A 12,307-nucleotide genomic window follows, 5' to 3' on the forward strand; every position below is an offset into this window, starting at 1 on the left:
GATTCTTCTATGGCAGTTCAAACGACCGATTCATTCGAGTTAACGCCGACTGAGTTACGCTGTCCATGCGGGGGAAGCCACCTGCCCCAAGATCACTGGCAATTTACAGAAGGGATGCCTTCGGATCCAGTCGATTACATTGATGATCTGGTAAAGATGGGGATCTATAAACCAGATGCCCTCACCCTGGCAAATAGTTTGGCTGGGGCAGAATTTCGGAAAGAGCTATTTTTACAAAACATTTCCGGGGGCAACGAGGTCAGACGCAAGTTCTGCGAAGAATTGATTCAGGAAGCGGGAGGACTGGAAGAGGCATTTACCGCTGCATTTGGACCCCATGCAGCAGAGTTTTTTGGCAACACCATGAAGCGGGGCAGCTACAGCCGCCGCGAATTCATGAAGCGAGTGGTGGTGTCAGCCGCGCTGGTGGGAATGGCAAGCTGTGCCACTAATCAGGAATCTTCGACCACCCAATCTTCTCCAACGGCGGGCGGTGGCAGCGGTTTAGAGAAGCAAGAGTTGACGATCGGGTTTATTCCGATCACCTGTGCCACGCCAATCGTAATGTCTGAACCATTAGGGTTTTACGAGAAGCATGGGCTAAAGGTAATTGTGAAAAAGATGCCTAACTGGGCAGCGGTGCGTGACTCTGCGATCGCCGGGGAACTGGATGCCTACCACATGCTCTCTCCGATGCCGATCGCCATCACCATGGGGCTGGGTTCTGCCGCTTTCCCCATCAAGCTTGCCAGCATTGAAAACATCAACGGGCAGGCAATCACCATTGCGATGAAGCACAAAGATGCGGTGAAAGGACCCGCAGACTTTAAGGGTTTCACGATCGGGGTGCCCTTCCCATTCTCAATGCACAACTTATTGATCCGCTATTACCTGGCAACCGGCGGACTGGACCCCGACAAAGACGTGCAGATCTTCCCGGTTCCCCCGCCAGACAGTGTGGCAAAGATGTCTGCTGGAGACCTCGATGCCATGCTGATGCCCGACCCCTTCAACCAGCGAGCCGTCTACGAAAAGGTTGGGTATATTCACATGCTGACCAAAGACCTGTGGGATGGACATCCCTGCTGCGCCTTTGCCGCCAGCCAACAGTGGATTGATGCCAATCCCAATACCTTCCGGGCAGTCAATAAGGCGATCGTCGATGCCGCAGGTTATGCCAATGACCCCGCAAACCGGCAAAAGATTGCTGCCGCATTGATTGAGCGCAAGTACCTGAACCAGCCCCTCCCCGTTGTGGAAGCGGTTTTGACCGGTAAATTTGAAGATGGACTGGGCAATACCCTGGATGTGCCCGATCGCATCGGTTTTGACCCCTACCCCTGGAAGAGCTTTGCCAAGTGGATTTCCAGTCAACTGGTGCGCTGGGACTTGATGACCAAAGACAAGGCTGACTATGACAAGATCGCCAACGAAATCTTTCTCACGGATGTCGCTGCCGAGTTGCAGAAAGAACTGGGTCAAACACCTCCGACAGAAGTGCAGCGGGTTGAGACCTTGAAATTTGACACCTTCGACCCCCAAAGTCCGACGGCTTATGTCGATGAGCAAATCAAGAAGTTTAAGGTTTGAACCTATGACTGATCACTCCATCCAGCCTGCGATCGCAGCCCGACCCCGATTGGCTGGGCTGACCGTCAATCAGAAAGCGGGTTTGCTATTTGTCCTCATCCTGGCAGTTTTCCTGATCGTATGGGAGGTGGGGGTCAATCTTAAGTTGTTCCTGCCCATCATGCCGTCTGCCAGTCAGACGTTACAGGACTTTTGGTTCTGGGTCACGAACCCCTTCTTTGACTATGGTCCCAACGATCGGGGGATTGGTTGGTTGTTGATGACCAGCCTCCAGCGAGTAATTGTGGGATTTTTAATCGGCTCGGCGATCGCGATTCCGGTCGGAGTTTTAACCGGGCTATCCCCCGTGGTTTCTAAGGCGGTTGACCCATTTATTCAAATACTTCGTCCGGTTTCACCCCTGGCATGGTTGCCGCTGGGGTTGGCACTGATGAAGGATTCTGAAAAGACCGCTCTGTTTGTGATTGCCATTTCCAGCATTTGGCCCACCCTGGCAAACACTAAATTTGGTGTCAGCAATGTCGATCCAGCCTACCTGAACGTTGCCCGAACCCTGGGGGCTTCCCGTTGGCGCACAATTCGTAAGGTGATTTTGCCTGCCGCTGCCCCCAGTATTGTGGCTGGTCTGCGGATCAGCTTTGCGATCGCCTGGTTGGTCATCGTTGCCGCTGAAATCCTACTCAGCGGTGGAATTGGTTACTTCATCTGGAACGAATGGAACAACCTCAAAATCACCAGCATCATCACCGCCATTTTGGTGATTGGCTTGGTTGGCTTAGTTCTGGACTGGTTGTTTGGTCTTTTGCAAAGCTGGGTCTCCTTCGGGCAGAGGTAACGGAAAGAGGTAATCACCATGCAAACTATTAACCCACTCACAAAACCCGTGGAAACAGCAGATCATCTCTCGATCCAGGGCATCTCCAAGGTTTTCCGAGGCAGACAAACCTGGATGGATAAGGTCAGGAAACGAACCTCCCAGGACTTTGTGGCGATCGCAGACATTAACCTGGAAATTGAACCCAATACCTTCGTTTCCATCATCGGTCCTTCCGGCTGTGGCAAATCTACCCTGCTCAATATTATTGCCGGACTGTCCAAGCCCTCTACTGGCTTCATCACTCTTGGTGGAAAACCGATTACCGCACCCGGGCCCGATCGGGGCGTAGTCTTCCAAAGCTATGCCCTCATGCCCTGGATGACAGTTGCCGAGAACGTTCGGTTCGCCCTGGAAACCGTTTACCCCATCATGCCCCTGGCACAGCAAAAGAGTATTGTTCACGAATTCATCGACCTGGTGGGTTTAACCGGAGCCGAACGGAAGCATCCCCATGAGCTTTCGGGTGGCATGAAGCAACGGGTCGGCATTGCCCGCGCCCTGGCAATCAACCCCCAAATCCTGCTAATGGACGAACCATTTGGGGCACTGGATGCCCTCACTCGCGGCTTCCTACAGGATGAAATTGAGCGCATCTGGGAGCAACAGCGCAAAACCGTGGTTCTGATTACCCACAGCATCGAAGAGGCACTCCTGCTTTCCGACAAGATTGTCATGATGACCCGTGGACCCGCCGCCAGAATCGCCCAGGTCCTGGACGTGCCCTTCCCCCGCCCCCGCAAACGCGAAGAACTGGATCGCTACCCCGCTTACCACGAAATCAAAGCAGAGATGGAACATCATCTCTCCCGCGAAACCCGTGCCGTAGAAGAATCGCGGATTCAGCAAACAGTGGTGTGAGGAGTTGAAAGTTGAAAGTTGAGAGTTTTACAGATCGCAGATACCGTGCGAAGGCTCAAGGCTAAGAGGAAAAGGATAATTACTTACTACCCAACTTTCAACTCCTAATTCTCAATTTTCAATTCTCAACTCTCAATTTTCAATTCTCAACTTTCACCTCCCACCTCCCACCTACCCAAGGAGCCACCATGTCAAACGTTGAACTACTTGAAATCACTGAACATCTGTTAGCCGCTAAGAAAGCCAAAGGGGTGAGCTTTAGCGATCTGGAGCAAGCCGTTGGACGAGATGAAATCTGGATTGCAGCCGTTTTCTACCGGCAGGCAAGTGCCTCTGAAGATGAAGCCAGCAAAATTCTTCATGCCCTTGATCTGAGCCAGGATCTAATTCCAGAGTTAACTGCCTATCCTGCCAAAGGATTGGGTCCGCTGGTGCCGACTGACCCGCTAGTCTACCGCTTCTACGAAATTATGCAGGTTTATGGAATGCCGATGAAGGAGATTATTCATGAGAAATTTGGCGATGGCATTATGAGTGCGATCGATTTCACCCTGGATATTGAGAAAGAGGCAGATCCCAAGGGCGATCGCGTCAAGGTCATCATGAACGGCAAGTTTCTGCCCTATAAGAAGTGGTAAGCCATTTCAATAACGGGCACACTTAAACCAGGTTTTGCGTCAGCAGGGAGTAGAATTGTCCGAGGACAAATGCTCCCTGCTTTGCGTTGAGCGGTTCACCAAACTCCTACACGAATGCATCATCACTCCATTGACTGTCCCCACCATGTCCACAGGGATTTGTCTATCGATCCCAAAACCAAGCAGACCCAACTGGCGATCGCCGTCCTGTTAATTGGCACCTTTGCCATCGCAGAATTTGGCATTGGGCTGGTCAGTCATAGTCTGGCACTGGTTGCAGAGTCGGGGCATATGGCATCGGATAGTCTGGCACTGGTGTTGGCACTCCTGGCAACCTGGATGACCCAACTACCCAGACTGGGAGTTGCCAGTAAGCCCGATTGGGAAACGGGGGCAGCCCTGATTAATGGCGTCGCCTTAGTGCTGCTGGCTGGCTGGATTGGGTGGGAAGCGATTGAACATTTGCAACTGCCACCAGCAGAGATCGCCAGTCTGCCGATGTTACTGACTGCCTGTGCTGGAACGGTTATCAACGGTATCAACATCGCGCTTTTGCATCGGGGTAGCCGCCATGATCTGAATCTGAAAGCCGCTTTTCTACACGTTTTAGCTGATACTGTCAGTTCAATTGGAGTTGTGGTGGCAGCGATCTCGATCGCGCTGCTTCACTGGTTTTGGGTAGACGGAGCCATCAGCCTTTTCGTCGCCGGATTAATTTTCTTGAGCGCTGTACCCCTGGTGCTTGAAAGCCTGAAAACCTTACTGCAAACTAGCAAGAAAGAGCGTGAAAAGGAGTTGAGAGTTGAGAGTTGAGAGTTACTAAACTTCATCCCTCATCCTTCATCCTTCTCTCTTCCCCCTCCCATTTTCCCTACAACCGTGCAAAACTTGAGACATCAGGGCACCCTAGCGAAAGAATGCCGCTCCTTCCAAGGTTTATTGTCTAAACCTGCTTAATTTTTATCTAATTTGTTAACCTAAACGCGGTTTTTTCATCCTCACACCTCACACCTCACACCTATCCCTCTTACTTCCCCAACCCGTGCATCTACCAGCGCTGACCTCCCAGGCTGAATCTGAAACGACCTGAACTCTGTTTGCCAGTACAACCCTAATGGAAAACGATCTGCTGTCATCAGAACTAAAGGGACACCGTACACTGGCAACGGTCGTATTTACCGATTGTGTTGGTTTCAGCGCTCGCATGTCAGTCAATGAGGATCACACCCTGGACCTGATTCGGCGTGACCTCAAACTGATGAAACAGGTCTGCGATCAGTATGAGGGGCGTGTCCTCAAATCGACTGGAGATGGCTTGCTGATGTGCTTTATCAGTGCCGTCAAAGCGGTTGAGTACGCCATTGAAATTCAACATCGTCTGATTGAGAAGGCAACCCAACGCCCCCCGGAAGATTCTTTACAGCACCGGATTGGAATTCACCTGGCAGATATCTTCATCAACGAAACGGATGTCATGGGCAATGGTGTCAATATCGCTGCCCGCTTGCAAACCCTGGCAGAACCCAGTGGAATTTGCATTTCCCAAACGGTCTATGATGTCGTGAAGGCTGGGATGACCCTGGAAACCCGGTATCTGGGTCCTCAGGAACTCAAAAACATTCGGGAGGTCGTCCCCACCTACAAGATTATTCTGGACTCCAGTGCCGAGTCTGCCGATCCCTACGCCGACACCATTCGTAGTCTGGAACAGCATAAAGATTTTTTGCGGATCAAAAAATTACTGGTTTATGCCTGCAAAAACGCCTGGGAAGGTGACTCAAACCGTCTGGCAGCCATGAATTTGCGAAACCTGCTGCAAGACGTTCTCAGGCTTGCCCCTACGCCAGAGCGGTTGCAGCATTACCTGGAAGCAGCCGTCAAAACCTTAAGCAAGCCAGCCGAGTATAGTTTGGTTGCGAATACCGTGGTCGAAGAGGTGAGCAAGCTTTATTTCAACTTGCAGCAACAGACGCAGTCGAGCGAGTCTAACTCCCAGCCCGTTACGGATGCGATCGCCCCCCTCGGTCGCCCCAACACCAATCACTTGATTTCCCTTTACGAACGAGTTGCCCAGGAGCTTGAGCAAACGGGCAACCAGCAGCGGATTAAAAAGTTAATTTATTACATCTGCCGTAGACGCTGGGAAAATGACACCGAGCAGTTAGACCGGGTGCGGCTGCAAGACCTGGTTGCCGAACTTTACCAACTCGTTCCGACCGCCGATCAGTTACGCAACACACTCAACGAATTCATCCACACCCTGAGCAAGCAAGCAGAATATACGCTGGTTGGCAATGCAATTACCAGCAAGTTCCAACGCCTTTACCTGGCAACGGAAACCAGTGACCTGACTCAAGCCAATCCCGCTCCCATCCCGTTGACTGAGGAAACCGTTTTCAATATTCCCGATGGAGCCTCAGCACTTCAACCTGCGCAACAGTTAGACTATACCGAAATTGCTGCCAGACTGGAGCAAAACCCCAACGCTATTCGGATTAAGAAGCTGATTCTTTACGTCTGTCGGCGGCAGTGGGAAAGTAATCCAGCAACGCTGAATGGCTATCCCTTCGACGAACTTCTGGAAGAGCTGTTTCATCTAACCCAAACCCGTGAGCAGCTTGTGCTAGCGCTGAATGCGGTTGCCCGCTCACTCAACAAACGGGAAGAATATGCAGTGATCGCCCGGGCGATCGTGCATCAGATGAGCCATCTATATCCTGACCATGAGGAACCCGAACCCGAACCGCTACCAGAATCAGCCCTCATACTTGAACCTGGAACTACGCCCCCTCCTGTAGCAGAAGTCAGTTCCACCACTTCGCCCCCAGTAGACCTGGAAAATCTGGAGGATTTAGCAGGCTTGGGAGAAGGACAAGATGCCATAGAAGGGCAAGATGCAATAGAAGGGCAAGACTCGGAAGATGGGTCAGACTCCCATTCTCCCGATCCCTCGCTTAGTGCGGTCAATTTAGAAAATCCCTTAGACAATCCTCAAAAAACCTTCACTAGCCTGTTTGACTATCGGTTGGGGATTATGAAGTACGCCAACCCGTTACGGGCAAAAATTCTCCTGTTCTCCGCCCTTCATGGCGACTTTGGCTATAGCAATCAGGACTGGCTCAACTTGAAAATGCATGAGTTAGATGGACTCATGCGCCATCTTTTGAGAACCTGCAAATTCTACACAGACCTGGAAGCGGTTCTCTATGGCACTGCCCGACGGCTGAGAGAACCTGAAGAAAACATTCAGACAGCAACCGCAGTCATTCGCTGCCTTCGTCCCCTTTACCTGTTTCGCCATTCAAGCCAGGACATCAATGATCTCACGGATGAAACTGGCATTAGTCTCGATGACTTTGAGGAAACTACGCTGGAAATCGCCCCTGCCAATGATGAGGATGAGTTTACCTGCCAGATACTAACCTCTGCCAATAGTCCAACTCATATTACTGAGTCGCCCAGTGCTGAAACTTCCAAACCACCATTCACCTCAACCAATAAAGCGATCGAGTCCCGTAGTACTCAGTCACCATCCAGCATTAGCCAGCCTGAAAAGGACACCCCAACCCAAACCATTTCCAACTAAGCTTTTCTCCAATCGCCTTCAACTCAGGGAACCACAGATTAAACTTCTTACAGAAGTCAGTTGAGGGAACGAATGGACGCGAGTGAGCTACTGCAACGCTATCAAGCAGGGGAAATCGACTTTCGAGGAATCAACCTCAATGGTGCTGACTTAAGCGGTGCTGACTTGATTGGCGCAGACCTGAGCGGTGCAGATCTGGCAAACGCAACGCTGATCTTTGCTTACCTCAACCGGGCAAACCTGAGCAAGGCAAGCCTGATGGGAACCAGGTTAAGCGGTGCAAACCTGAGTCAGGCAGACTTACTGAATGCCAAGCTGCGAGATGCCGACCTGCACGGTGCAAACCTGTACGGTGCAGATCTGCGGGGAGCCGACATTACTCTGGCAAATCTGCTAGATGCCAATCTGATTACGGCTGACATGAGGAGTGTTAATTTGAGTGGGGCAAACCTGCGGGGTGCCTGCCTGCGAGGGGCAAATCTGCGGTTTGAAAAGCGTTGCTATGCTGGGGCAAACCTGCGCGGCACTGACCTGCGTAAAGCAGACCTGCGGGGCGCAAACCTGACCGGAGCAGACCTGACCAAAGCCGATCTGCGGGGCGCAAATCTGAGTGAAGCCAGCCTGCGGGAAACGAATCTGACGGGGGCAAACCTGACGGGAGCCTTCATGAAAGGAATCTTTTTAACGGATGCGGTATTGACCGAGGCGCACCTGAGGCAGGCAAACCTGGTGGATGCCAAGCTAGAACGGGCAAATCTAACGGAAGCCAATTTGGCAGCCGCTGACTTGACTGGGGCAAACCTGACCAATGCTATTCTCAGCAAGGCAACCCTGACGGAAGCAACCCTCAAACAGGCACGGCTAAACCGGGCAGATCTGAGCCGGACTGACCTGCGACGGACTAATCTGATCAGTGCAACTCTAATTGATGCTTACCTGGGGCGGGCAGATCTGCGGGATGCTGACCTGACAGATGCCAACCTGGCAAAAGCAGAACTCAGCAGCGCCAACCTGAAGGGGGCAATACTTCAGGGGGCGACAATGCCGGATGGATCGATTCATGAATAGGGACAAGTATCGTTGTCGCCGGTCTATAGAACAAAAAAGGAGGCTCCGGGGAGCCTCCTAAAACTCAGGTGAAGAAAAATTAGCGTTGCGATAACCGTTTAAATCGGTTTTAGAATGAAAAAGTTGTCCGAATAACACCAACAAACTGGGTAGCGTTGTCGTTGTTATGTTCTGGATTCAGAAGCACAATGATGCCTGGCGTGATTGCGATATTTGGAGTTACCCGAAAACGATATAAGCCTTCCAGATGGATTGTAGTATCGTTATCCTCACGGGTAGCCAAATCGTTGTCGATGACTTTGGGAGGAACACCCACAATAATGCCGCCCAGGTTGCCCTTCTTACCCAGGTCAGGGAAGGCTAAGAATCCAGCCCCATTTAGGAGCGTTGCGTCATTATTACCATTTTGCTGAGTTGCCCAGGAGTAGCCAAACCAGCCACCTACAATGAACTGGGGACTGAGTTTCCACTGGAGTTGAGCGGAAACGGTATCTGAGGAGGTGGGTCTACGAAGGGTTGCACTTGAACCAAAGGGATTGGCAGCAAATCCGCTACCAGTACTGGACGTAATATTGACCTCGTTGCCAGGGAAGTAGTCGCGGGTATAGGTAAACGCCAGGTCGATGGTTTTGGTCGGCTTGATCACAACCTGTCCGAGAGCTGTAAAGGCACCATTAAACAAACCATCTTTCGGACTGGGTACGTTGCTGTTTGTATCAGCAATGTACCCCCCCTCAAGGGTAAGAAAGCTACCGAACTTATAGGCAAAGGTAAAACCTGCTCCAGCCGCACTGCTCCGGTATATCGGGTTGAAACGCCCAAACCGAGATAACGCACCACTGCCACTGCTTGCAAAGGGGCTGAGCGTGCTAACCAGTCCATTGTAAAACTCGTTCCCGGTCGCATCTACCTGAATCCGAAGATTGTCGCCAACCGGGAAGCGGTAGTAGACCTTGCTAACGTCAACCTGGTTATTATTGTCGCCATCAAACCCCAGGCGGGTCATGTTGGTTCCTGTGAAAGCACCAGAAAAGGGCGTGACATTGCGTGCCTGCATCCGGATTCTTAACGTATCCTTGCCGGTGAAACTGCTATCCAGGTTGAGTCGAACCCGATTAACAAAGATCGGTTCAGTTTGGTCATCGCGTAAGCGTCCTTCGTTACCAGCATTAATTCCACTTAAAAATCCATCGCTACCATTGCGAGTAGCACGATCGCCGAAAGTGTCAGCGACCGCAAACACCACTTCACCCACTAGCTTGGTTGTGGTAGAAAACTGCTGTCTTTCTAGCGTGGCAGTGCGAACTTCCAGTTGATCCACCCGACCGCGCAGGACTGCCAGTTCAGCCGCGAACTCTTCCTGAAGCTTTTGCAATGCCAACAGGTCTTCTTTTCGTACCAGGTCAGCCGTTGCAGCAGTAATCAATTCATTGATCCGGTCGAGGCAGGCATTGACCCCAGCGGCAAACTCGTAGCGGCTGAGGGCACGATTGCCGCGGTAGGTGCGATCGGGATAGCCAACAATACAGCCGTAGCGCTCAACCAGGGATTGTAATGCCTGGAACGCCCAGTCTGTAGGTCTGACATCGGTCAATTGGGAAACAGAGGTGACCTGACCCGATACGGTCTCAAATTCGTCGCTGCTGTAATCGGCAACCTTCTCCAGGGTAGACAGATTGGTGGACAGCGTTGAGGGAGTAGCAGAGTCTTGATTGACCAAACCACTTTCAGCTTGTTGTGCCAAGGCAGAGTTAACAAATACCGTTGCCCCTAAAATTGCCGGAGCAATGAATAAGGTGCTGCGTATTACACGATGCATGTTTCTTTCCTCACATCCAATAACTTCTAATACTGCTTCAATTCGGTAAGCTCTACCAAGTAAAAAGCCTACTTTTCCAGCGATCGAATAGAAAGCTAAAACAACAGAAAAGGGCTAATCAGCCATCTTGTAAATGGATACACTTATAACCCTACAACCAGAGCCGTTAATTGAAAACAAACAGAAAAATAATCAGCCGTTAAGGACAGTTAAAGATAAGGTTAAATCGTAATTTGTGGCTGGATTTTCACAAAGCTATTGGGGATTTTGGAGACACCGACTCTTCCTCTATACTGCCCTGACAATTTTTAGCTAAAGCTGTAACCGACTTCCCCAAGGGAATTAAAGACAAGTCAGGACACTTTGACTTCAGAGAGTTTTGTTATTCAGGTTTTATTTGAAAATCATCACACTTAAATAGGATCTAACTGGATTAGTACATTCAAATAAAAATCCCCTACTAAGATTCGTGCAGACAAAGGGGAGTAGGATGGCTTGAAGTCTAAACCCCTATTTCTTTACCATTTGACGACAATTTGTTAACTAAAGATTAACCTTACTATATTATTTTTACCCCGTATAAGCTTTTACATCACAGACTCTTAACCTTGGGCATGTATCGTAACTAAGTTGACATTTCTTACGCATGTGTAGCTTCACGGAGTAGATGGTTTATGGCAATTAACGCACTGAAATCTAAGCTCAATCGCTTTACGGTTCTGGGTGCGATCGCGGCATCAGCTACGGCAGTTGGTCTTTCTGTACCGGCGGTTCAGTCCCAAAGCATCGTTAAAGTTGACGGCTCCAGCACCGTTTACCCAATTACCGAAAGAATTGCAGAAGGGTTTCAGAAGACCGGAGCAGCGAAAGTTACTGTAGGTGTTTCCGGTACAGGCGGTGGCTTCAAGAAATTCTGTAGTGGGGACACAGATGTTTCCAATGCTTCTCGCCCCATCCTGGCAAAGGAAATGAAGGTGTGTGCCGAGAAAGGCATTAAGTATATTGAACTGCCCGTGGCATACGATGCTCTGACCGTTGTGGTTAACCCCGCGAATACCTGGGCAGGCACCCTGACGATTGCCCAACTGAAGAAAATGTGGGAACCAGCCGCTCAGGGTAAGATCACCCGCTGGAACCAGGTTGAGCCAAACTGGCCCGATGCACCATTAAAACTATTTGGTCCCGGTGCTGATTCTGGAACCTTTGACTATTTCACAGAAGCAGTCAACGGAAAGTCTAAGCAGAGCCGGTCTGACTTTACGGGTAGTGAAGACGATAACGTACTGGTGCAGGGCGTTTCCCGTGACAAGAATGCACTGGGTTACTTTGGTCTGGCTTACTACGAAGCAAACAAGAGCCGTTTGAAAGCTGTGGCAGTGGTTGATCCCAAAACTGGAAAAGCGGTTTTGCCCTCCAAGCAAGCAGTCGAGAATGGCACCTATTCACCCCTGTCTCGTCCTATCTTCATCTATATCAATGCCGAGTCTGCAAAGAAACCCGAAGTCAAGGCATTCGTCGAGTACTACATGAAGAATGCCCAGGCAGCCGTCAATGCGGTTAAGTACGTCCCACTGACCTCTGGAGACTACACCAAAGCATTGGCTCGATTCCAGAATAACCAAGTTGGCACCGTGTTTGGTGGTAAGGAAGAGATTGGAGTGAAGGTAGGAGAAATTTTGAGCCGCACTCCTCAGTAGGGAAGTTTCCGAGCTTGGGCATCAGCTTGGTGCTCAGTCAGTTATCCTCGCACCGATTAGTGTCTGACCCAGAAGTCGGTTTCTGTGACTGGCTTCTGGTTTATTTTCTCAATCCTTACTGCGATCTCAATTACCAGAGTGGTTTACGTCAGTTGGCATCACTGCAATCAATCC

Annotated in this window: 9 protein-coding genes; 8 read left to right on the plus strand and 1 reads right to left on the minus strand. The window is 50.6% G+C overall.

The features are described from left to right. The first annotated feature begins 9 nt into the window (after positions 1 to 9). The 7 genes from AC1S52_RS12210 (at position 10) to AC1S52_RS12240 (ending at position 8,617) form a co-directional block, all read left to right on the plus strand. The gene (locus tag AC1S52_RS12210; RefSeq protein WP_482029283.1) at positions 10 to 1,590 is read left to right on the plus strand and encodes a CmpA/NrtA family ABC transporter substrate-binding protein; all 1,581 of its coding nucleotides are present in this window, start codon (positions 10 to 12) and stop codon (positions 1,588 to 1,590) included. A gap of 4 nt (positions 1,591 to 1,594) precedes the next feature. Next, a complete protein-coding gene (locus tag AC1S52_RS12215) occupies positions 1,595 to 2,425 on the plus strand; it encodes an ABC transporter permease (RefSeq protein WP_482029284.1) in 831 nt (276 codons plus the stop codon). A gap of 18 nt (positions 2,426 to 2,443) precedes the next feature. Beyond that, the gene (locus AC1S52_RS12220; RefSeq protein ID WP_482029285.1) at positions 2,444 to 3,325 is read left to right on the plus strand and encodes an ABC transporter ATP-binding protein; all 882 of its coding nucleotides are present in this window, start codon (positions 2,444 to 2,446) and stop codon (positions 3,323 to 3,325) included. Positions 3,326 to 3,513: 188 nt separating this feature from the next. Further along, the gene (gene cynS / locus AC1S52_RS12225) at positions 3,514 to 3,963 is read left to right on the plus strand and encodes a cyanase (protein WP_482029286.1); all 450 of its coding nucleotides are present in this window, start codon (positions 3,514 to 3,516) and stop codon (positions 3,961 to 3,963) included. Between the two features lie 114 nt (positions 3,964 to 4,077). Further along, positions 4,078 to 4,776 (plus strand): cation diffusion facilitator family transporter, encoded by a 699-nt coding sequence (locus AC1S52_RS12230; RefSeq protein WP_482029287.1) that lies wholly within the window; start codon positions 4,078 to 4,080, stop codon positions 4,774 to 4,776. 301 nt (positions 4,777 to 5,077) lie between these two features. Continuing rightward, positions 5,078 to 7,549 (plus strand): adenylate/guanylate cyclase domain-containing protein, encoded by a 2,472-nt coding sequence (locus tag AC1S52_RS12235; protein WP_482029288.1) that lies wholly within the window; start codon positions 5,078 to 5,080, stop codon positions 7,547 to 7,549. Positions 7,550 to 7,621: 72 nt separating this feature from the next. Beyond that, a complete protein-coding gene (locus tag AC1S52_RS12240; RefSeq protein WP_482029289.1) occupies positions 7,622 to 8,617 on the plus strand; it encodes a pentapeptide repeat-containing protein in 996 nt (331 codons plus the stop codon). Between the two features lie 109 nt (positions 8,618 to 8,726). Here AC1S52_RS12240 and AC1S52_RS12245 read toward each other — a convergent pair whose 3' ends face one another. After that, the gene (locus AC1S52_RS12245) at positions 8,727 to 10,436 is read right to left on the minus strand and encodes an iron uptake porin (protein WP_482029290.1); all 1,710 of its coding nucleotides are present in this window, start codon (positions 10,434 to 10,436) and stop codon (positions 8,727 to 8,729) included. 674 nt (positions 10,437 to 11,110) lie between these two features. On the opposite strand from AC1S52_RS12245, the gene AC1S52_RS12250 reads away from it, so the two are divergent. Continuing rightward, positions 11,111 to 12,133 carry a PstS family phosphate ABC transporter substrate-binding protein gene (locus AC1S52_RS12250; RefSeq protein WP_482029291.1) on the plus strand — a complete coding sequence of 341 codons (1,023 nt, stop codon included), beginning with the start codon at positions 11,111 to 11,113 and terminating at the stop codon, positions 12,131 to 12,133. The last annotated feature ends 174 nt before the right edge of the window (positions 12,134 to 12,307 follow it).

The sequence above is a fragment of the Kovacikia sp. CALU 1929 genome, from assembly GCF_056784235.1.